The following is a 21667-nucleotide window of genomic DNA, read 5'->3' as shown; positions in this document are numbered from 1 at the left end:
TCCCTCAGCTGGAACTAACCGTTTAATGAAAACAGAAGCATTGCGCGGCAAACTATCCTTATTACTGGCCACTATGCTTGCTGCTGTGGGATGGATATCCTCCAAACTTGTTATTTTAGAGATGCCTGGAGAGGTGTTTATTGCTGCTCGCTTCTTAATGGCGAGTCTCATTTTATTGCCATTTTGTTATCAGCAGATTTTTGCACTCAGGCCTAAGCAAATTGCCGCGCTTGGTGGCGTTGGCATGGCATTAGCTGCTTCGATTGAAGTATGGGTTCACGCAATTACCATCTCTAGTACTTTGTCTGAAGGTGCTTTTATCATGAGCTTGGCGATGATTATTGCCCCGTTTATTTCTTGGCTATTATTCAGAGTAAAACCTAACCGCATGTTTTGGATATCGCTGCCTATTACTTGTATAGGCATTATGTTATTGACCATCACAACTGGCTGGCAAGTTGATAATAGCCAGTGGTTTTTCTTATTATCATCGGCACTGCTGTCATTGCATTTTGTGTTGAATAAGCGGGTCTTGACCAATATAAAACCGTTAACATCCATCTGCGTACAATTATTCATGGTTGGCATTGTAGGCAGTGTGTTTATGGCTGCGGTTTCACCTGAACGTTTTGAGATTAATGGTCATGTACTATTTTGGTTTGCGGTATCAACGGTTATCGCAACCAGTGTGCGTTATTTGCTCCAAACTGTCGGCCAGTTTAGCGTTAAAATTGAAACCGCTTCGCTGATCATGATTTTAGAGCCCATTTGGACATTAATACTGTCTATCAGCTTTCTTGATGAGGTAGTTGAAATGCAAAAGCTCATTGGTGGCGGGGTTATTCTGTTGTCACTGTTTATTTACATCAAATATTCTAAAAGTTAGCACCCTCACAATTAACACCTCTATTACAGAGACTTAGCCGTTAACTCATCCTTAGCCTGTTCATCCAAATGCCTCCTTTGGATAAATGCTTAAGTGATGTCTGAGTCGTTGAATGTCTATTTGCACTCTCTATCTTTACTCTCATTGTTTCTAATTTCCCCCGCTTGTTGTGTTCCCCGCATTTGTTGTGTTTCCCCATAGCAGCAAGATCGTCTTTTGGCCAACCTTGATGGTCTCGAAACAATCATATTTCGACACTATCACCCGCAGAAGTACCCGATGACAGGCTCTATATAATGAAAATCCGAGACTATTTGTCACGAATTCTCTTAAATAACATGATCAACATCAAAAATCTGACTTTAAGACCCTACTTATAGTGAGTAAATATCCCCAAGTTGATTTACATCAAAGCCGTTTTTTAACCGCGTTTTAATATTGATGCCGATAGATTGCAACTATTTTTTAGCTATTGAGCTAACTTAAGCATAAGGTATCAACATGGACACACATGCAGCCCTTTATAAGCAAGGCCAAGAACGCCTTGATTATTTGCGCCAATTTGCCCAACGTCAGCCCGTGTCATTAGAACAAAAAATGACCAATAGCGGGATAACTCGTCGAGACTTCATTAAATGGACCGCCTCGGTCACCGCAATGTTTGCCTTGCCCCTACCCTTTAGTAACTTGGTTGCCGAAGCAGCTGAATTAGCCGACAGAGTGCCGCTAATTTGGTTACATTTGGCAGAATGTACAGGCTGCTCCGAGTCGTTAATTCGTAGCGACTCGCCCAACCTAGACACCTTGATTTTCGATCATATCTCGCTCGAATATCACGAAACTCTGATGGCAGCCGCCGGTTGGCAAGCAGAAGAAAACTTAGAACACGCACTGGAAACCTACAAAGGTCGCTATTTACTGGCGGTTGAAGGTGCAGTCCCCACTGCCAATAACGGCACTTTTTTAACCGTAGGTTGTAAAGGCCACACTGGCTTGCACATTGTTAAAGAAGCGGCTGAAAACGCCGCGGCCATTATCTCAGTAGGTACATGCGCAGCCTTTGGTGGTATACAAGCCGCTGCGCCTAATCCCACTGGTGCAAAAGGTGTTTACGAAGTCGTCGATAAGCCGGTGATTAACTTAGGCGGTTGTCCTCCGAGTGAAAAGAACATTGTCGGTACATTAATGTATTACATTATGTTCGGTAAGTTACCGGCTCTGGACATGTTTAATCGTCCTAAATGGGCTTATGGCGCTCGTGTACATGATAACTGTGAACGTCGTGGCCGCTTTGATGCGGGCGAGTTTGTGGAAGAATTTGGCGACCAAGGCGCAAAAGACGGCTACTGTTTATACAAAGTAGGCTGTAAAGGCCCTTATACCTATAACAACTGCCCTACTGAACGATTTAACCATCACACGAGTTGGCCTGTGTTAGCTGGTCATGGCTGTATGGGGTGTTCTGAACCGAATTTCTGGGATGATATGGCTGATTTTGAAAAACCACTCGGACGCCAACTTTTACATGGCGTTGATGCCACAGCTGACACCATTGGTGCGGTCATTTTAGGCGCGACCGTTGTCGGTATTGGCGCTCATGCAGTTGCTAGCGTCTTTGTTAAGCCTTTGGAGGAGTAATCATGAGTAAACGTGTCGTTATTGACCCTATCACCCGCATCGAAGGCCATTTACGTGTCGAAGTTGAAGTTGATGATAATAATGTCATTACTAAAGCTTGGTCTTCGTCGACCTTATGGCGCGGTATTGAGGTTATTTTAAAAGGCCGTACTCCAATGGATGTGGGCTTAATTGTGCAGCGTATTTGTGGCGTATGTACCTATTCGCACTATCGTTGCGGTACTGAAGCGGTAGAAAATGCCCTCGGAGTTAAGATCCCTCTTAATGCTAAATACCTGCGCAGCATTATGCAGTCATCGCTATACATGCATGACCATATCGTGCATTTTTACCATTTACACGGCTTGGATTGGGTGGATGTGGTATCGGCATTGAGTGCTGACCCAGCACTAGCCGCTCAAGTGGCGATGAAATATTCTGATGCGCCGATTGCTGCCGGTGAAGGTGAACTTAAAGCCGTACAAGCACGGGTTAAAGGCTTAGTTGAAACCGGAAAACTGGGTCCCTTTGCCAATGCGTATTGGGGCAATGGTACTTATCGTTTTAGCCCTGAACAAAACTTGATTGCACTATCCCATTACTTAAAAGCACTTGAAGTACAACGTGTGGCTGCTGAAATGTTGGCTATTTTTGGCGGTAAATCACCACATCCACAGTCTATTGTTGTGGGCGGCGTGACCTCAGTACGTGACATGTTAAGCCCAGCGCGTTTACAAGAGTGGAAACAAAAACACGCTATCGTTCAAGACTTTATTGAGCGAGCTTATCAAGCTGATATTGTGATGGCGGCCGAAGCGTTTGGCACTGAACCGAGCGTGCTTGGTGGCGTGAATGTTAACAGCTTCATGAGTGGTGAAGATTTTATTACCTCCGATGGTGAATATTTATTTAACCAGGGCGTCATTTTAAACGGCGATTTAGCCAATGTATTGGACATTGACCCAAGCTTAATTAAAGAAGATGTTACCCACGCTTGGTATAAAGCTGATGGCCCTCAACATCCGTATGAAGGAACCACCATTCCTGATTACACTGGCTTTATTGAACGCGACACTGTGTATGGCAAGTTGCCGACTATTGATGGTGATGGTAAATACACCTGGGTTAAATCACCGCGTTATCAAGACGAACCGATTGAAGTGGGTCCATTAGCGTGCTTATTAGTTAACTATGCGCGCGGTAATCAACCTGTGGTCAATGCGGTAGATGGTTTATTAGCTCGCACTGGTTTGCCGCTTGAAGCGCTATTTACCACCTTAGGTCGTACTGCTGCACGCATGTTACAAACCGTGTTAGTCGGTCAAGCCAGTTTACAAACCTTTGATGCCTTACTGATTAATATGCAGTCGGATGAATCAACTTACGTTAAACCTGAGATTGATTCAGATCGCGTTTATGAAGGTTATTCGATGATTGAAGCACCTCGCGGTACGTTAAGTCATTGGATCCGCATTAAAGATGGCAAAGTTGAAAACTACCAAGCTGTGGTTCCCACTACCTGGAATGCAGGCCCTGTGGATGCTAACGGTAAAATGGGTCCCTATGAAGCCTCGTTGATTGGTTTGAAACTTGAAGATCCAACCAAGCCATTAGAAGTCATTCGCATTATTCATTCCTTTGATCCTTGTATGGCGTGTTCAGTACACGTGATGGATTACAAGAAACACACTTTAGGTCAATTTAAAATTGATCCAAATGGGTTTTAATCAGAGGTAATAGAGTAGGAGGGATAAAAGTATGGAACATATTGCAACCCATAATAGGCAGTTGATATTTACTCCAGCGATTCGAATATTTCACTGGCTGCGTGCGCTGTCGATTTTGGTATTAGTGATCACTGGGTTTTATATCTCGTGGCCATTTTTAGTGGCGCCTGCTAGCTCAGATGTATTGGTGCAAGGTTGGATCCGGTTTGCTCATATCATTTTCGGATTTTTGCTGACCAGCATTACCTTTGTGCGTTTTTACTTGTTTTTCTTTAGTCGAAATAACATCGAAAGACGTTCGTTTAAAGATGTGTTGAGTATAAAAAGCTGGATTGCGCAATTAAAATCTTATCTTTGGATGGGTAAATTAGACAAAGCTGGGGTTTACGGGCCATTACAGTTTATGACCTATGTAGCCATTTCGTTTGTTGCGTTGATTATTTGCATCACAGGCTTAGTGCTTTACGCCAATGTGTACCACTTAGGTGTAGGCGGAATGCTTGGCGATGTATCGGCATGGATAACGGCTCTTTGTGGTGGTTTAGCGCCACTGCGGATTTATCATCATTATTTAACATGGGCCTTCATTATTTTTGTGGTGATCCATGTGTATATGGCGGTGTGGGCAGGTATTCGCTTTAAACATAATTCAGTCGATTCAATTGTTTCTGGCTATGATTATCACAAAGATCATAAATAAGGTGAGTTAATCATTGTGAAAAAAATATTGCTGTTAGGTATAGGCAATGTATTGTACGCCGATGAAGGAGTCGGCGTACATTTTGTCAATTATATCAAAGATAAATACCAATTAAGCCACCCAACAGACAATGTTGATATTGTTGATGGTGGCACCTTAGCCCAAGGCCTTATTCCGATGATAAGCCATTACGACCAGTTAATTGTGGTCGATACGGTCAATAGTGTCGGTGTTGCCCCGGGTGAAGTGTACTTTTTCGATTTTGATCACGCCCCTGCAGAAATCGATTGGCAAGGTAGTGCTCATGAAGTGGAAATGCTGCAAACACTCAACATGATGGACATTGTCGGTGATAGGCCGCAAACGTTTGTATTAGGCGTGACCCCAACCGTCATAGAACCAATGATTTTGGGACTCACTCCAGATTTACATGCCGCCATTCCGGTGATGGAACGCGCTCTGTTAGCTCATTTGACCAGCTTAGGGTTTAGCCTGCAGATTGTGAATGATATTACCATTGATCAAGTTATTCCTGATGCCTATAAGCGAGGTTGCTATGTCGATGCATAACATTCGATTTGATTTTGTATGTCAACGCCCTGTGCCCTTGTATGAGCACTTGTGTAATCAATATCTCGATCGCAGTGAGCTTAATATAAGCATTGGTAAAGTATTCGATCCTAAAACGGATCATATACGTTACTTTATTGAAGCCTTTGCCACACAAGCCGAATTAGAAGCGTTTGCCGATGATATCGCCAATGATTTTTTATTATCCGTTTGGCTACTCGACACCCATATTCAACGCATTGAACAGCACAGTGGGCTGCATAAGCCGTTTGATATTAAATCGAACTATTCAGGGTTGCCGCTGTATTTTTGCCAGCATTGCCAACCTAAATTTGGCGATAATCAACAGTCTTCTTTTGGTGATATTAATCTGCAGTGTTCTCACTGTATGGGTCATGAAAAGCTGAGCCGTGATGAAAAATCATTAACTCAGACTGACATTACCACAATGACAAACCGCTTACTCGCGGATAAATCTCTGCCCTTGCCTATTCTTGGGCTAACCTTGTGGTTAACGCCACCAGCAAAAATATTAACGCCTGCAATTCAACCAAATGCAGACGTTCAAGGCACAGCATCATCACAGGCTGTATTGCCAGCAAACCAAGCGGCTCAATACCAACGGCCACGAATATTGATCTGTAATCCTAATTCGCTCAATAGCCATTTTATCGTTAATGACAGCCAAGTATTGGCCTTATCTAGTATCGAAAAACCATTACTTAGAGTACGACCAAGTAGCGATCATCCCAGTTTATTGGCGCCGCTGTATGAAATTCAATTTGCCGAAAATCGTTTGTTAGTGATATTAACGGAAGTGTTACGCCAAAAAGGCATCAATTGGGTGCATGTCACTACCGATATTGATCCACATACCAGCCGAGATGCCCTTGTCGATAAACCATTGCGTTTGGCGAGTATTAATCAACATTGGTTACCCATTACCACCCTAGGCAATGGCGCGATACCTTTACCCACTAACGTGACCTGCTTACACGATAAAAATCATTACCAAGATGACCAACATACGTTTACGGCTAACACCACCAAAACATCAATAGCATGGCAAGTTAGTCCCATCGAGCCGGCATCATCAAGGTTAGTCAGTGCAACTGCAAAGAATTCAAGTGAGGAGAGTGCACCTATATCCACTAGCTTGTGTGCGTTAAATGCGGCGCTATTACGATGTCATTCCACTAAAAAAAATAATAAACCACAATTTGTAAAACATGCTGCGGTATTGTATTTCAGCCAACGAAACGCTTGCCAAATTGTCACTCTAGACAGCCAAAGTGAGGCCGATTTATTTTTTGAAATGCCTGAGCTACCGTTATCGGGCTATGAGATCTGTCAGTCTTTGTCTGAGTCACCGCAAAAAAGTCTGTTGGATAAATTTAAACAGTTATTTCCAGCCGAGTATAACCAATTATTGGATCTGCACATTCAGGCAGACGATGGGGCACTGTCACAATTAATGGCGGTCGCCACCCTAATCATTGGCGCCTATCCGGTAGAAACAGCTCAGCGAGTCACGGTAACAGAACTTGCAGATAAATTTATCGCGTTGGCGATGTCGCATCATGGCAACAATGCACCACGAATTGATTTCCCACTCACCAAAGGTGCTGCACATCGCAGCCTTAATTGGTGTAAAACCCTTGGCACATTAATGAGCTTCAAGTTAGCTGGGGAAACTAACTTAGCCAAGTTAGCCTTTGCATTTCATGACTCGTTCGCTGACTACTTAAGCCATTGGATAGAACATTTAGATCAAAATATTGGCATAAAACAGTTGATTATTGCAGGCAGTGAATTTGCCAACCCAGTGTTAACTGATCGAGTGCAATTACGGATTGGTAAAAACTTTCCGCTGGTGGTCAATCCATTATTGGATTTTGATGGTGTCAATATCGCAATAGGTGGGTTATATCTCAAACAACGTCGTGGATAAGAGCTATCTTAAGTATATCAGCTGTTGCTTATCCTTGTATGAGATAGGGTTGTTATGAAACCAGCACAACAAGTTACCATTATTGTTAAAGGTATTGTACAAGGGGTCGGATTCAGGCCCTTTGTGTTCCGTCTCGCACACCAATTAAATTTAGTCGGTAGCGTACTGAATAATCATCTTGGGGTGACGATTTTGCTGCAGGGACGCAGTGAGATCATTGAGCAGTTTATTGAAACCTTAACTCATTCGCCACCGCCATTAGCGCGGATTGATGCTATTGAACTGACTCATCAACCTCAATTAAGCATATTTCACCGTTTTAGTATTATCGATAGTCATATTTCTGCAGGCGAGCATGCAAAAGTGGCCATCTCGGCAGACAAGAGTATTTGCCAAGATTGTCTCGATGACATTAACGACCCTCATAATCGCCACTATCAATACCCGTTTACTAATTGTACCAATTGCGGTCCGCGCTATACTATTATCAATGCCCTGCCTTATGACAGATGCAACACCGCCATGGCTGACTTTGTCATGTGCGATAATTGCCGCGATGCTTATACCGACCCGCTCAATCGACGCTATCATGCCCAACCGGTTAGTTGTCCACATTGTGGCCCACAATTATCATTTAGCGCCATCAATGCTAGCGACGAATTTCTTTATGATTCATCTATGTTAATGCCTTTAGAACAGGCTGTTGAGATGATAAACCGTGGCGGAATTGTGGCCATTAAAGGCTTAGGTGGCTTCCATTTGGTGTGCGATGCCACGAATAATAATGCCGTTATGGCGCTACGCCAACGTAAGCAACGTCCGGCCAAACCATTGGCCATTATGGTGAGAAACTTAGCCCAAGCACAATTATGTGTCAGTGGCACTGAAGCAGAATGGTTGGTATTAACCAGCCCAGAGAAACCGATTACCTTGATGCAAAAACGTCAGCATAGTGATATCGAATTGAGTCCATTACTAGCGCCTGGTATTGATCGACTTGGGGTGTTTTTGCCCTACACACCGTTACACCATTTATTAATGCAACGCTTGAACAAACCCATTGTGGCAACCAGTGCCAATCGCAGTGGTGAACCCATTATCGGAAATATCGCTGAGATAGAGCAGCATTTAGGCCATGTGGTCAATGGGATCCTCGACCATAACCGACCCATTATTAATGCCTGTGATGACAGCGTGGTGCAAGTGATTGACGAGCAAGTTCAAGTTATTCGATTGGCCCGCGGCTATGCGCCGCTAACCATTAATCTTCACTCACCCATGCTATCAGACAGTCAAAACAGTGTATTGGCAGTCGGTGCACAACAAAAAAACACCGTTGCCTTTGGCTTTGCCGATAATTTGATTGTGTCGCCACACATTGGTGATTTATTCAGTCTTGAAGCTCAGCACTATTTCACTCAAAGCTTAGCCACTTTTAAGCGTTTGTATGACTTCAACCCTAGCCATATTGTGCATGATAATCATCCTCAATATTCGCCAACCCAATGGGCTATAAACTACCAATCTGAGCATAATTTGCCGCAATCGCACTGTATTGGCATACAACATCATTTCGCCCACGTGTTGTCGGTTATGGCAATGCACCAGCGTACGGATCAAGTATTAGGATTCAGTTTTGATGGCACAGGCTTGGGAGATGACGGCGTTTTATGGGGCAGCGAAGTGATGCTGGCTGATGTTAACGGTTTTACCACGGTGGCGCACTTTAGTTCATTTAAGCTCATTGGCGGTGAACAAGCCATTAAACACCCTGTTAGGATCCTGCTGGCATTATTATTTGAACAGATGACACTGCAACAGGTACTGGCGCTTCCCATTGCCGCAATACAAAATTTGGGCAAGAAAACCGTCACTAATTTATACCAGTTATGGCATAACAACAGCCATTGCATTGAATGCCGCTCAGTTGGGCGCTTATTTGATGCCCTTGCTGTCGCGTTAGACTTTATTGGCAGTTCACAGTATGAAGGCCAAGCAGGCATGATGATTGAAACGGCAGCCAATGACTATAGTAATCATCCAAAACGGCAGCCCTTATCAATAAGGCTCAACACCGTCAGCCACAATGAGCCTGAGCCCATTCAATGGCACAGCAGTGACTTTATTACTCAATTGGTGAACCTGGTGATAAACCACTCACAGACACCCTACATTAAACAGCAAGTATGCTGGCATTTTATTGATGCTATCAGCCAGCAACTTGATCACATCGGTCAACAATATCCGCAGTTACCGCAGGTGTTTTGTGGCGGTGTATTTCAAAACAAAACATTACTCTCCCAGTGCATTGATGATTGTCGACGCGGTGAACGGCAATTTTTACCCAGTGGTCATATACCTATTAATGACGGCGGGATTGCTTTAGGTCAATTGTGGTATGCCATTCATCATATGGCTTAGGCATATAGGCTGCTTAAGCACCTTGAAGAATACATTACGAGTGTTCACTAACAATAAATTGCGGCGCCGCTCACATTATTTACTCAACAACCGTGTTGTTCTCTGTCTTTGTTGCAAAAGCTGATGTGTATCAAAGAATCCTTTAACCACTTCACCGACACTAGTTAATAATCATAACAAATAAGGTTAAGGAATATATTATGTGTAAAGACTGCGGCTGTTCAATTACTCATGATCATGAGCATACTATTCATAGTAATCCTCAGCTTAATGATAAAAAGACCTTAGCTGTTATCCATAAAATATTGGATAAAAATGATATAGAAGCGCAGCACAATCGTGATCACTTTGCGGCTCATCAGGTCAGCGCCTTTAATTTAATGAGTAGCCCAGGCAGCGGTAAAACCAGTCTTTTAGAATGTTTACATGAATACCTTGATGCACGCTATGCCGTAATTGAAGGCGATCTTGAAACCTCACGCGACGCCGACCGCTTAATTGCCAAAGGCATTAACGCCTATCAAATTCAAACCGGATCAGCCTGTCATCTTGATGCTTTTATGGTTCACGGCGCACTGCATCACATCAATTTAGATGATGTTGATATTTGTTTCGTTGAAAATGTGGGTAATCTTGTGTGCCCAGCCAGTTACGATGTCGGCACTCATAAAAATATTGTTTTGTTATCAGTGCCGGAAGGTGATGACAAAATTGAGAAGTATCCGGTAATGTTCCGCCGAGCAGATTTAGTCGTTATCACTAAGTCTGACCTGCTACCTTACTTTGATTTTAGTATTGATGAGGCCAAAGCACAGTTAAGTAAATTAAACCCTAATGTTGAGTTATTAGTTGTGTCAGTGAAAGATTCTGACTCAATGAACACCTTGGCCACATGGTTTGATGAACATAAGGAATATTAGTTATGTGTTTATCCGTACCATCAAAAGTAGTTGAAATTCATGACGATGCAACAGTGACAGTTGATACTCTTGGCGTTAAACGTCGAGTGAGTTGCCATTTAATAAGCGACCCACTAGAACTAGGCGACTTTGTATTAATCCACATTGGCTTTGTGATGAATAAAATTGACCACAATGATGCCCAGGAAAGCCTGGAGTTGTATCGACAAATTATTACTGAAATGCAATTGGAGTCAGAATAATGATTACGCTTAATGACTTTTACCAAGGGTTTCGTGATCCACAGACTATTCGTCATTTAGCGCAATTGATTGCTCAAGAAGCCGACAAAACCGACGATCAAATTAACATTATGGAAGTCTGTGGTGGTCATACCCATACCATTATGAAGTACGGTTTATTACAACTATTACCAGACAACATCAAATTTATTCATGGTCCTGGTTGTCCTGTTTGCGTTATGCCCAAAGAGCGAATTGACCATGCGGCCACCCTTGCCTCTCAAGCCGATACCATTTTAGTGACCTTAGGCGACATGATCAGAGTACCGGGTTCAATGGGCAGCTTGGCGCAGTTTCGCGCTAAAGGCTGCGATATTAGGCCAATATACGATCCATTGGATACCTTAACGATTGCCCGAGATAACCCTGACAAAACGGTCATTTTCTTTGCCATTGGTTTTGAAACCTCTGCACCAATGACCGCCGCCTTATTGGCACAAGCTGAAGCGTTGAAAATTGATAATCTGTTATTTCATATTAACCATGTGCTAGTGCCACCTGCCATTGATGCAGTGATGTCTGATAGTCGCAGTAAAGTGAACGCGTTTATTGGTCCGGCGCATGTGAGCGTGATTAGCGGAGCCAAAATCTATCAATCTACGGTTGATCAATATCAAACACCTGTGGTGGTATCAGGGTTTGAGCCCGTGGATGTTATGGAGTCTATTTTACGAATTGTGACCCAAAAAGTCGCCGGCAAAGCTGAACTTGATAATCAATATAGTCGCTCCGTGAGTTATGAGGGCAACCTAGCCGCTCAACAACTCGTCGACAAATATTTTATGGTTCGTGATAGCTTTCGTTGGCGCGGACTAGGTCCTATTGCTAATTCGGCACTGACACTGCGCCCTGAATATCATCATCGCGATGCCGAGCGCATTTATGTCAAAATTTTACCCACAACCGAAATCGATGACCATAAAGCCTGTATGTGTGGCGATATTTTACGTGGATTGGCTAACCCTAAAGACTGCAAAGTGTTTGGTAGAGGCTGTTCACCGCAAACACCGCTTGGCAGCTGTATGGTGAGCTCGGAAGGCGCGTGTAATGCCTATTACCGCTATGGAGAAGTGAGTCATGCCAACTAAAAAAACAATTCAACTAAGCCACGGTGGTGGCGGTAAAGAAATGGATCAACTCATTCACGATCTGTTTTTTAAAGCCTTTGATAATCCTATTTTGACCTCGCAAGAAGACGCGGCCAAATTGAACATGTGTGGTCAAATTGCTTTTACTACCGACTCGTTTACCGTGTCACCGTTATTTTTTGCCGGTGGCGATATCGGCAAATTAGCGATTGCTGGCACCGTAAACGATTTAGCCATGATGGCGGCGCAACCAGAATACTTAAGTTGTAGTTTTATCATTGAAGAAGGCTTTCCGCTGGATGACCTCAACACCATAGTCAATAGCATGGCCGCTGAATTACATAAGTCTGGCGCACGAATTGTCTGTGGCGACACTAAAGTGGTGCCTAAAGGCTGTGCCGACGGACTATTTATTAACACCTCTGGCGTAGGCCGTATTTTAAATCCCGATATTTCAGCACGTAATTTGCAAGTGGGCGACGCCATTATTGTTTCTCGGGATATTGGCCGCCACGGCGCGGCAATTTTAATGGCCCGTGATGGCTTAACGCTTGAGTCTGACTTATGCAGTGACTGCGATACCTTATGGCCCATTGTTGAACAACTGTTGATTGCCAATATCAAAATGCATGCAATGCGTGATGCCACACGAGGTGGATTATCTGCAGTGTTAAATGAGTGGGCTAAAGCGTCGCAGATTGGCATTAACGTCGAGGAAGCCAGCATTCCTATTTGTGACGAAGTGAAAGGCTTATGTGAGTTATTTGGCTTTGAACCCTTTGACTTAGCCAATGAGGGCACCTTTATTATGGCGCTGCCAATGGATATAGCCCAAGGCGCAATTGAAGTTATGCAGCGATATGGCCACTGCAAACACGCCGCTATTATCGGCCAAGTGACTGAGAGTCATCCTGGCAAAGTGGTGTTGCAGACGCCTTGGGGTAGCAGTCGCTATTTAGATTTACCGCAAGGTGAATTACTGCCAAGGATCTGTTAATGCACGAATACTCGATTGTGATGTCACTAATGGAACAATGCGAAGCACTGGCTTTGGAACATAAAGCCACACGGATTGAGCAAGTTGAACTGAAAATTGGTGTGTTAAGTGGCGTTGAGCCAGCCCTACTGTCTCAAGCGTTTGAAACGTTTAAATTAGACAGTATTTGTCACCAGGCAAAATTAATCATCAATATCCAAGCATTAGTTTTGCAGTGCAATCAATGCCAACAGCAATCGCAAGTCGATGAACGAACTATTATTTGCCCCGTTTGCCAGTCAAATCACACCAAAGTGATTGACGGTGAGGACATGATGTTAATGCAACTCGTTATGGACACGTAAGTTTTTAGCTAATAGTAATATTAAAATACCCTAACCTAATAACCCGAGTAACTTTAAAAAAAGAAGGACTACACCATGAAATATTTATCAATTGCCTTTATCCTTGCCACTATGCCAACTATTGCGATGGCACATGAGGGACATGGTGGCATGGGCTTGTTTCATCATTTCGCTCAGCTCAGCCCAGCAATTATGTTAGTGGCTATCGTGGCATTTGTTTATTGGAAACGAACTAAGTAACCACAACTTGAGAGAATAATCAGTCTCGGGTTAGATTAATAATCATGACGGGATGGTCATGCTAGGTCGTTATGACTAAGCAGTTATTGCGGCACAGCCATCATTTTTATCGACATCATTTACACAATCCGACGTTGACATAGTTGGCGTCAGGATGGATTGCGTCAACATAGCTTGTAACAATGATGAACCATGAGATAACGCCACTGATAAAAAAAGCCTTCAAATGAAGGCTTTTTTTGTAGCTGAACAATCCAAATAAAACCGTTAGAACATTTCTGCTGGCATGGCCATAATCGATTTATCACCCTGATTAACTTGTGATAAATGATATTGAGCTTTTGATAACAACTTATCCATATAGAAATCAGCCACAAACTGCTTCTGAGCAGCAAAAGACGGGTCTTCATGGTTTGAAGCTCTATCAGCCATCAATAACCAAAAATAACCGTATACCGCGTAACCAAAGGCATCTAAGAAGTCTACGGCACAAGCATTAACTAATGCTGGTTGTGATTTTTTGTTAGCGTTAATGTAGTTAGCTGTGGTCAGTAACTCATCAAACACTTGGTTTACCATGGCTTTATGCTCAACACTTGGGTGAGTTAAGCCTGCAAGACTGGCATTCACCTCAGCCGCAAATTGCGTCAAGGTTGCCACGTTATCACCGGTAACTTTACGCCCTAAGAAATCAATCGCTTGAATACCGTTAGTGCCTTCATAAATCTGCGCAATGCGGGTATCACGTACAAACTGCTCGATACCCGTTTCGCGAATATAGCCATGACCACCAAATACTTGCTGGCCCATTATGGTGGCATCTAGTCCGCGATCTGTTAAAAATGCTTTTGATACCGGAGTGAGTAAGCCAACATATTTTGCTGCTTTAGCTTGCACATCGCCGCTAGCATATTTGGCTAAATCTAACTGCTTACCGGTATAAACCGATAACGCACGGCCCGCTTCTGTCAGCGCACGAATAGTGAGTAACATACGACGCACGTCGCCATGGACGATAATCGCATCTGACGTTGCACCGGTTGCGGAACCTTCAGCTGCAATGCCTTGTAACCTATCTTTGGCATAATCGCTGGCCATTTGATAAGCCGCTTGCGAGTTACCTAAACCTTGTAAACCAATCGCTAAACGCTCGTAGTTCATCATAGTAAACATACACACTAAACCGCGATTGGGCTCACCCACTAAGAAGCCTTTGGCGTTCTCGTAGTTCATCACACAAGTAGCAGACGCTTTAAGACCCATCTTATGTTCGATAGACCCAACCGTCACCCCATTTGCTTCACCTAAACTACCGTCACTATTAACGCTGATTTTAGGCACTAAAAATAATGAAATACCTTTTGAATTAGGCAGTTTGGCTAAAACTAAATGGATCACGTTTTCTGTTAAATCTTGATCGCCTCCGGTAATAAAAATCTTGTTGCCGGTAATCGAATAGCTGCCATCATCAAGAGGTTCTGCTTTGGTGCGGATACCGCGTAAATCTGAACCTGCGTGAGACTCGGTCATGTCCATTGCACCAGCCCATTGGCCAGTATATAAATTGGGTAAATAAGTGTGTTTTAACTCATCATTTGCATGAGCATTAATACACAATGCAGCACCTGCAGTAAGTGAACTGTACAAAGTAAATGAGTTACAGGCGCTATAGCCCATTTCATCAACTAATACACCGAGCATTTTGGGCATACCCATGCCACCAAAGTCAGGCTCACCACATAGACCGACCCAACCGCCTTCAGAAAACTGCTGGTACACTTCCTTAAAACCATCAGGGGTAATAATGTCGTTGCCTTTATGAACCACTCCTTGCTCATCACCGCTGCGATTTAAAGGGTGAAGCAGATCACGGCTGATCTTATTGGCTTCATCTAGAATGGCGAGTGCGGTATCCATGTCGACAGCATCTGCCATAGCAGGAAGCTGTTCCCACGTAGCTTGTGCATCAAATACCTGTTCCAATAAAAATTGCATGTCCTTTAACGGGGCTTGGTATGGGTTCATAAGAGTCTCTTAAACGAATAATTAAAACAGTTGTTTTAATTTATACTAAAGTGTCACAAAAGGAAAAGCTTTTTAGCAATTATCTAACCATAATTTGACCCATGTCGACTCGTGCCAAACCTTAATGCCGATAGTTTATGTTTCTCAACCCAATAAGGTTCCAATGAGTTACAATTACCACTTAGCTCACAGAATTAGCACCATATTTGATTAAGATCTGTTGACCTAACTCACCGCATCGATCACGAGAGATAAACAGCCCTGATATTTAACAATAGTGAACCGCACTTTTATGCATACACCTAATGAAGAACACGGCCCATCATCAGCTTTATCTGAGCACTATCAGCAGGTCACTGTCATAGGCAATTCAATGGGTGATTGGCAGCCAGCCCAAATTGGACATACTTTCATTTTTAACGGGACTCAACATGAGGCCGATAAGGTGATTAATATTTGTAACGGCCCTTATCTAGGCTCACGTCAAGCCTTCGTTGTCAGTAACAGCCCAGATAACAATCAATTAGTGTCATTGTTAACCGAAGTGAGTGAAATACTCGACCCCCAACTTAAGTGTTGGCCTTCTTCTGGATTGGTGACTATTTTATTAATGACGCTGATAGCTAAACAGGTCAATGTACAACGTATGTCTTTGTTACCTTCATTAGCAAGACCCGCAGAAATGCCTTCTTCTGAGTATTTACCTTGTATGGTGCATAATTGGTTAGGTGAGCGTCGTATTGCTTTAGGTTTGCAACTCACCAGCAATATTATTCAGTGGCCAGAATTGTTTGTAGATGATGCAACGACTGCATTTACTTACGATAATACGACAGAGCCCGTTGAAATTAACCCATTTGAAGTGTTATTAAGTGATGCAGTCCGCCGCCGTCAAAATCAAGTATTAACGCCCGATAACACCGATCCGAAGTTTGTCGTCGCCCAGCGTTTAGCCCTGCAAGTGACCACTGAGCAACCAGACAATCTTGATGTGCAATATGCATTGTTAGCCGCACTGAGTAATTTACCCAGCGTGCAATGGTTAACCTACGCCAACCAAAGCGACTTAATCATGGCCGAGTCGTTGTTTTATAACCAATACCCAGAAACTCAAGCCAGTAATTGGTATCTAATTGACTATCAAGCATCACAATACCTCGATACGATTCGTCATCACTTAGCATATTGCCAACAAGTGATTGCGTTAACGGCAAAGCAAGTACATCCCGAATTAGAACAAGATTAATTATGATCCTACCGAATAACACCTAACGGTCATGTTGATGAACGTTCACCACCGAAATATGTGTAAGCGTCCGGTGAACTACGCCTTGCTTCATAGACAGGATTTTTAGCGCAGGCATAAAACTAGAAGACTTGAAACAACGGCACGGTGCGCAAACACAAGTACTCGATCTTGATGTTCAGTGGCAACGACATAAGTGCCGCATGGTGGCAAGAAAACGGCTCACGCAGGTGCCCGCGCGGCTACCGTCTTGATAGTAGTAAAGAACAATGTTGTGTAAACCTGTACATCGTGGCTCGATATTCGGCCCATCCGTACTTGTTGTAGTTGAATTAGTATTGGCTAGTGTCGTGGTGTGTTAATCGATACCCATGTATACATCGAGCTCTAGCTTGGCCATGCTTGGCATGCAAATAGCGCTGGCGATCACAGCGGTACCGATCTGTTTTTCATTATATTTCCTTATTATTCCTCTATCTTAATTTGTTTAATTCCTCCATGCTTAATCACAACCTTGTATCAGCTTTGGGTACAACACCTCAATTTAAAAATTGAATTTACCAAGTTAGCAAAGCAAAAAACGCATTAGTTAGACAATTACAACCCTGTAGAAATCTCATGGATTTAGGCGGCGTTGCCAAGCGTTGTTAAACAATGAAACTAATACCATCAACCATTATGAGTCATAGGATAGAGACCTAAATGAGTTAACTCGTGACACCAAAAAATGAATAGCTTTACCTATTTACAACAATGATGCAGCATAAACGCTAAGAGCAGCCTATTAATACCTGTCTAGGTCGCAAGTCCATTAAAGACTGTCAAACTTCAGAGGATAATAGGTGCGCAAAGACGCTGTAATCCAATTGTAGTATTGGAGGGCTGAAGCTATCCCAATAAGTGAACGACTAAATAGAGAGGAAGCAATTATGCTAGTAACTTTTTCCAGTCCTGCCTACGGGGACATAACGATGTTTGGTGACGTGGCGATTCGGCTGCTTAAAATGATGGGGCACAGCGGTACGGTTCCCAGTGCTCTTTATGCAGAAGATGTTCAGCCAGCGCTGGTGTGTCTGGAGGCTGCGCTCGAGCAGTTGCCAGAGCCAAAAGCATCTATGAAAGACGAGGAAGACGATAACGGCGCACCGACCGTAAGTCTGTCGCATCGGGCCATGCCTTTACTCGAATTGCTCAGGGCTGCAGTCAAGGGGGAATCCAATGTAATGTGGGACCACAATAAATAATCCAACCTAGGCCTGCCGTCGTTAGTTGAATTCTGGTCGCTGATGACAAGACAAGGTGTAGTTGACGTGACGTCGGACGCAGCTTCTGGGTAAGTGGAATGCTATCTTGCAGTTAATCATGATGGTTCCCGTGCTGCGTCTACAGATTTTCTGGTTAAATCCTTGACGACCTGTTCCGCTAGGAATGCCTGTTACCCTATGTACTCAGTCATACAAGGCACGACATCCGTACCTTTTATTCTTTTAAATCATTATATTCAAAAAGAAAATTGATATCCTGGAATAAAAATAAGCGGTTAGTTGGTGATATCATCTACCTACCTCTTAATGCTTTGGGTTTGGGTTTGGGTTTGGAAAAAATTAAACCGGTTGCGATAGTAGATATATTTTTTATTGTTTTTCTCATAAAAAAACCTCAACATTAATGTTGAGGTTTATATAAAATATAAAGCAGTGCTATTTATTTTACAATTGTAGCGACGCCATCTGGAACCACTGTAATTGTTGCTTCTTTACCAACAATTGATCTCGCTTTTTCCAAAGCTTCATCAAAAGTAAAGGCATGCTCCATATGCATATCTGTTATTATTTTAGGGTCACATTCATCAGTTACAATTATAACTGTATATTTAGATAATAATCTTGCTAAAATTTGAAATTCCCATTGGTCAGGAAGAGTATCTTCTTTTTTGATATTAGCTACTTTTTCCAAAATTTCATTAGCATTTTTTGCTGATGCGACACTATTATAAAATCCTTCTCCTCCATGTCCATCAACACAAGATGAGAGTGCGATTAATACTCCACCTTCTCTTGTAGTGGCTTCAGCAGCAGTTAGACCTTTAACAGTTTGATATATATTTTGATCTAGAGGATAGCCGCCATTTGTTGTTACGCCAATGTCTGCAATATTTTTCTTTACAGCAGCTAAATCATCAACAAATTTACACCCTACGAGATGTGCTTCACTTATATCTCCGGTAAAACATCCAATTATATCTTTTTCACCATTGATTACAGTGTTTAGGATAAATGCACATTTAGATTGTTTAGCCGCGTATATCATATCTTTATGGATAGGATTATCTTCAAGGTTCCCAGTTCTAGATTTAGGATTGCTTATAAATTCTGAGTTGTGGTTATACATTATTGTTTTAGCTGAAGCTATGCCTGGTAATATACTTTTTCTTCCACCTGAAAATCCTGCAAAGAAATGGGCTTCGATAAATCCTTCAGCTATTAATAAATCAGCTTCCATAGCTAATTTATTTAAATAAAGGTCACCTCCAGAAGGCAGAGTACCCATAAACACTTGATCTTCATCGTTAGTTGATATGTGATTACAAATTATTTCATTATCAACTACTTCTTCTCCCATTTTATAAATCAATTCTTCTCTAGTAGTAGGTCGATGAAATCCTGTAGCAATAAGAATAGTTATCTCCGCATCTGGATTACCTTTCCTTATCTCTTTTAATATCAATGGAACAGTTACTCTACTAGGAAGTGGTCTTGTGTGATCGCTGGTAACAAATACAATTTTATTCTTTCCGACGGCTAATTCTGATAATTTTTTTGTGCCAATCGGATTCTCTAAAGATTTTAGAACAATTTCTTCTTGAGTCATTTTTGGATCAAATTCGTCAGTTTGTGGTATTAATACTGCTTGAAGATATTTTTTTTCTATTGAAATCTCTACAGTTTTCTTAGCATAAGGCATTTTTATTTTCTGAAACATAAGTAAATCCTCCTAATAAATAAAAAGTAATATTTTTAAACTGACAAATTGTAAACTATAGCAGTGAGTATTGTTAAGTACACCGTCACATATTTTAAAATAACATTACAATTTATTGATAATACTTGCATTATATGCAGCACCAAATCCATTATCTATATTCACAACACTGACGCCACTAGCACAACTGTTGAGCATTGATAGTAGTGCAGCTATTCCATTTAGTGAGGCTCCGTATCCTACACTTGTCGGAACAGCAATGATTGGTTTCTCTACAAGTCCACCTATAACACTAGCAAGAGCTCCTTCCATACCTGCAACAACTATAATAACTTTTGCTTTTCTAATAACATCTAATTTTGAAAAAAGCCTATGTATTCCGGCTACACCAACATCATTTATTATTTTTACGTTATTTCCAAGAATAAGAGCTGTTTCTTTTGCTTCTTCAACCACAGGAATGTCGGATGTTCCTGCTGATATAATAGCAATATAATCTTCTGTCTTTTAATAGCATTTAATTCGAGAGTAATAGTTCGTCCTAATTTGTTATACATTAATCTAGGATCAAGATCTTTTACAGCTTCATATACTTCATCGCCTACTCTCGTTGCTAAGATATTATTTTTGGTAAGCATAAATTTAATAATTTCTCTTATTTGCTCAGTAGTCTTACCACCACCGTAGATCACCTCAGGACAACCTACTCTGATCTCTATGATTATCGATCATAGCAAAACCTAGATCCTTGAATGGAAGTTCTTTTAGGTTATCAAAAGCATCATCAACGCTTAATTCACTATCTTTAATTGCGTTCAATATTTTTATTTCAACTTCAGTCATTTTAAAACACCCTTAGCTATTTAAACTTCCCATTTTATAACCTGCTGCATCTATAGTTACGTACTTAAACCCATATTCTTTTAACTTTATTGATATCTCATCTAGAAAATCTGTATTAAATAATTGATCTCTTATTGTTGGGTCTATTTCAATTCTTGCCAGATCTCCATGAGAACGGACTCTTACAGCAGCAATACCTTTATCTCTTAAATACTTTTCAGCTTTTCTATCCTGTTAATATCATCAATTTCTAGCCTCGTATCGAAAGGAATTCTTGTCAATAAACATGCACCGGCCGGCTTATTCCAAGTTAAAAGGCTGAGATCCTTTGACATTTCTCTAACTTCAGATTTTGTGATTTTACATTCCAGTAGAGGACTTACAATTTCTAATTCATTTAACGCTTTAATTCCGTGTCGGTAATCTTTTATATCATCAAGATTAGTTCCATCGATTACATAATCAAAACCTTCATTTATAGCTTTTCTTTAATCATAGAAAATACAGCTTTTTACATAGATAACATCTATCGCTAGGATTATTTTTATTTCATCTATAATCCCAACTTTAATAAAGTCATGTTTTATTCCCATTTTTCTGTAAATTCTTTTGCTTCTTCTATTTCCCAGCTTGGGATGTATGGTGAATTTACTGTGACGGCTGCTGCATTATCGCCTAATGCATCTTTAGCTGCTTTTAGCAAAAAGTACTGTCTACACCACCTGAAAATGCTACTAATACTCTTTTCAACCCTTTTAAATAACTAACTAATTCTATATATTTTCACTCATAACCTTCTCCATACAAATTGACTCTGACACGTCTTGAT

19 protein-coding genes are annotated in these 21667 nt (G+C 41.8%); 15 read left to right on the top strand and 4 right to left on the bottom strand.

Features of this window, described 5'->3' with window-relative positions; all coding sequences use genetic code 11:
• Positions 1-25: 25 nt before the first annotated feature.
• From CXF80_RS03460 to CXF80_RS20245, 13 genes are all read left to right on the top strand, one after another.
• Positions 26-886 (top strand): DMT family transporter, encoded by an 861-nt coding sequence (locus tag CXF80_RS03460; protein ID WP_101031261.1) that lies wholly within the window; start codon positions 26-28, stop codon positions 884-886.
• 501 nt (positions 887-1387) lie between these two features.
• Positions 1388-2524, top strand: coding sequence for a nickel-dependent hydrogenase small subunit (hyaA, locus tag CXF80_RS03455; protein WP_101031259.1), 1137 nt, complete (start codon positions 1388-1390; stop codon positions 2522-2524).
• A 2-nt stretch (positions 2525-2526) separates the two neighbouring features.
• Positions 2527-4230, top strand: a complete 1704-nt coding sequence (gene hyaB, locus CXF80_RS03450; RefSeq protein WP_101031258.1) for a nickel-dependent hydrogenase large subunit — start codon at positions 2527-2529, stop codon at positions 4228-4230.
• A 31-nt stretch (positions 4231-4261) separates the two neighbouring features.
• On the top strand, positions 4262-4930 hold the full coding sequence (gene cybH, locus CXF80_RS03445; protein ID WP_101031256.1) for a Ni/Fe-hydrogenase, b-type cytochrome subunit: 669 nt from the start codon (positions 4262-4264) through the stop codon (positions 4928-4930).
• A gap of 15 nt (positions 4931-4945) precedes the next feature.
• On the top strand, positions 4946-5500 hold the full coding sequence (locus tag CXF80_RS03440; RefSeq protein ID WP_101031254.1) for a HyaD/HybD family hydrogenase maturation endopeptidase: 555 nt from the start codon (positions 4946-4948) through the stop codon (positions 5498-5500).
• Positions 5487-7451 carry a NiFe hydrogenase gene (locus CXF80_RS03435; RefSeq protein ID WP_157822171.1) on the top strand — a complete coding sequence of 655 codons (1965 nt, stop codon included), beginning with the start codon at positions 5487-5489 and terminating at the stop codon, positions 7449-7451. The genes CXF80_RS03440 and CXF80_RS03435 overlap by 14 nt, the downstream gene beginning before the upstream one ends.
• Before the next feature lie 54 nt (positions 7452-7505).
• Entirely contained in the window at positions 7506-9872 is a 2367-nt protein-coding gene (gene hypF / locus CXF80_RS03430) for a carbamoyltransferase HypF (protein WP_101031250.1), read from the top strand.
• Positions 9873-10072: 200 nt separating this feature from the next.
• Entirely contained in the window at positions 10073-10792 is a 720-nt protein-coding gene (gene hypB / locus CXF80_RS03425) for a hydrogenase nickel incorporation protein HypB (protein WP_101031248.1), read from the top strand.
• A 2-nt stretch (positions 10793-10794) separates the two neighbouring features.
• The gene (locus tag CXF80_RS03420) at positions 10795-11034 is read left to right on the top strand and encodes a HypC/HybG/HupF family hydrogenase formation chaperone (protein WP_101031246.1); all 240 of its coding nucleotides are present in this window, start codon (positions 10795-10797) and stop codon (positions 11032-11034) included.
• Positions 11034-12161, top strand: a complete 1128-nt coding sequence (hypD, locus tag CXF80_RS03415) for a hydrogenase formation protein HypD (RefSeq protein ID WP_101031244.1) — start codon at positions 11034-11036, stop codon at positions 12159-12161. Before CXF80_RS03420 ends, hypD begins: the two co-directional genes overlap by 1 nt.
• Positions 12151-13158: a hydrogenase expression/formation protein HypE gene (gene hypE, locus CXF80_RS03410; RefSeq protein WP_101031242.1), complete on the top strand. Its 1008-nt coding sequence runs from the start codon at positions 12151-12153 to the stop codon at positions 13156-13158. Before hypD ends, hypE begins: the two co-directional genes overlap by 11 nt.
• Positions 13158-13502: a hydrogenase maturation nickel metallochaperone HypA/HybF gene (locus CXF80_RS03405; protein ID WP_101031240.1), complete on the top strand. Its 345-nt coding sequence runs from the start codon at positions 13158-13160 to the stop codon at positions 13500-13502. The genes hypE and CXF80_RS03405 overlap by 1 nt, the downstream gene beginning before the upstream one ends.
• Before the next feature lie 75 nt (positions 13503-13577).
• Positions 13578-13742, top strand: a complete 165-nt coding sequence (locus tag CXF80_RS20245) for a hypothetical protein (RefSeq protein ID WP_164839476.1) — start codon at positions 13578-13580, stop codon at positions 13740-13742.
• 267 nt (positions 13743-14009) lie between these two features.
• On the opposite strand, the gene CXF80_RS03400 is transcribed toward CXF80_RS20245, so the two are convergent.
• Positions 14010-15767, bottom strand: coding sequence for an acyl-CoA dehydrogenase C-terminal domain-containing protein (locus tag CXF80_RS03400; RefSeq protein WP_101031238.1), 1758 nt, complete (start codon positions 15765-15767; stop codon positions 14010-14012).
• Between the two features lie 292 nt (positions 15768-16059).
• Here CXF80_RS03400 and CXF80_RS03395 point away from each other — a divergent pair, with 292 nt between their 5' ends.
• Positions 16060-17013 carry a hypothetical protein gene (locus CXF80_RS03395; protein WP_101031236.1) on the top strand — a complete coding sequence of 318 codons (954 nt, stop codon included), beginning with the start codon at positions 16060-16062 and terminating at the stop codon, positions 17011-17013.
• A gap of 929 nt (positions 17014-17942) precedes the next feature.
• Positions 17943-18257, top strand: coding sequence for a DUF1840 domain-containing protein (locus CXF80_RS03390; RefSeq protein ID WP_101031234.1), 315 nt, complete (start codon positions 17943-17945; stop codon positions 18255-18257).
• A gap of 460 nt (positions 18258-18717) precedes the next feature.
• On the opposite strand, the gene larA is transcribed toward CXF80_RS03390, so the two are convergent.
• The 3 genes from larA to CXF80_RS20375 form a co-directional block, all read right to left on the bottom strand.
• Positions 18718-19995 (bottom strand): nickel-dependent lactate racemase, encoded by a 1278-nt coding sequence (gene larA / locus CXF80_RS03385; protein ID WP_101031232.1) that lies wholly within the window; start codon positions 19993-19995, stop codon positions 18718-18720.
• A 105-nt stretch (positions 19996-20100) separates the two neighbouring features.
• Positions 20101-20487, bottom strand: a complete 387-nt coding sequence (gene larB / locus CXF80_RS20380) for a nickel pincer cofactor biosynthesis protein LarB (RefSeq protein ID WP_332871118.1) — start codon at positions 20485-20487, stop codon at positions 20101-20103.
• A gap of 201 nt (positions 20488-20688) precedes the next feature.
• The gene (locus CXF80_RS20375) at positions 20689-20838 is read right to left on the bottom strand and encodes a hypothetical protein (protein ID WP_232772030.1); all 150 of its coding nucleotides are present in this window, start codon (positions 20836-20838) and stop codon (positions 20689-20691) included.
• Between the last annotated feature and the right edge of the window lie 829 nt (positions 20839-21667).

Origin of the sequence: Shewanella sp. Actino-trap-3 (genome assembly GCF_002836275.1) — a bacterium.
Lineage (GTDB): Bacteria > Pseudomonadota > Gammaproteobacteria > Enterobacterales > Shewanellaceae > Shewanella > Shewanella psychromarinicola.
The sequence above is the reverse complement of the archived record's forward strand: the minus strand, read 5'-3'. Positions and strand labels throughout refer to the sequence as shown.

Excerpts from the sequence above, each read along its gene's own strand:
- CXF80_RS03460 (WP_101031261.1), top strand. The coding sequence starts at position 26 with ATGAAAACAGAAGCATTGCGCGGCAAACTATCCTTATTACTGGCCACT.
- hyaA (WP_101031259.1), top strand. The coding sequence starts at position 1,388 with ATGGACACACATGCAGCCCTTTATAAGCAAGGCCAAGAACGCCTTGAT.
- hyaB (WP_101031258.1), top strand. The coding sequence starts at position 2,527 with ATGAGTAAACGTGTCGTTATTGACCCTATCACCCGCATCGAAGGCCAT.
- cybH (WP_101031256.1), top strand. The coding sequence starts at position 4,262 with ATGGAACATATTGCAACCCATAATAGGCAGTTGATATTTACTCCAGCG.
- CXF80_RS03435 (WP_157822171.1), top strand. The coding sequence starts at position 5,487 with ATGTCGATGCATAACATTCGATTTGATTTTGTATGTCAACGCCCTGTG.
- hypF (WP_101031250.1), top strand. The coding sequence starts at position 7,506 with ATGAAACCAGCACAACAAGTTACCATTATTGTTAAAGGTATTGTACAA.
- hypB (WP_101031248.1), top strand. The coding sequence starts at position 10,073 with ATGTGTAAAGACTGCGGCTGTTCAATTACTCATGATCATGAGCATACT.
- CXF80_RS03420 (WP_101031246.1), top strand. The coding sequence starts at position 10,795 with ATGTGTTTATCCGTACCATCAAAAGTAGTTGAAATTCATGACGATGCA.
- hypD (WP_101031244.1), top strand. The coding sequence starts at position 11,034 with ATGATTACGCTTAATGACTTTTACCAAGGGTTTCGTGATCCACAGACT.
- hypE (WP_101031242.1), top strand. The coding sequence starts at position 12,151 with ATGCCAACTAAAAAAACAATTCAACTAAGCCACGGTGGTGGCGGTAAA.
- CXF80_RS03405 (WP_101031240.1), top strand. The coding sequence starts at position 13,158 with ATGCACGAATACTCGATTGTGATGTCACTAATGGAACAATGCGAAGCA.
- CXF80_RS20245 (WP_164839476.1), top strand. The coding sequence starts at position 13,578 with ATGAAATATTTATCAATTGCCTTTATCCTTGCCACTATGCCAACTATT.
- CXF80_RS03400 (WP_101031238.1), bottom strand. The coding sequence starts at position 15,767 with ATGAACCCATACCAAGCCCCGTTAAAGGACATGCAATTTTTATTGGAA.
- CXF80_RS03395 (WP_101031236.1), top strand. The coding sequence starts at position 16,060 with ATGCATACACCTAATGAAGAACACGGCCCATCATCAGCTTTATCTGAG.
- CXF80_RS03390 (WP_101031234.1), top strand. The coding sequence starts at position 17,943 with ATGCTAGTAACTTTTTCCAGTCCTGCCTACGGGGACATAACGATGTTT.
- larA (WP_101031232.1), bottom strand. The coding sequence starts at position 19,995 with ATGTTTCAGAAAATAAAAATGCCTTATGCTAAGAAAACTGTAGAGATT.
- CXF80_RS20375 (WP_232772030.1), bottom strand. The coding sequence starts at position 20,838 with ATGACTGAAGTTGAAATAAAAATATTGAACGCAATTAAAGATAGTGAA.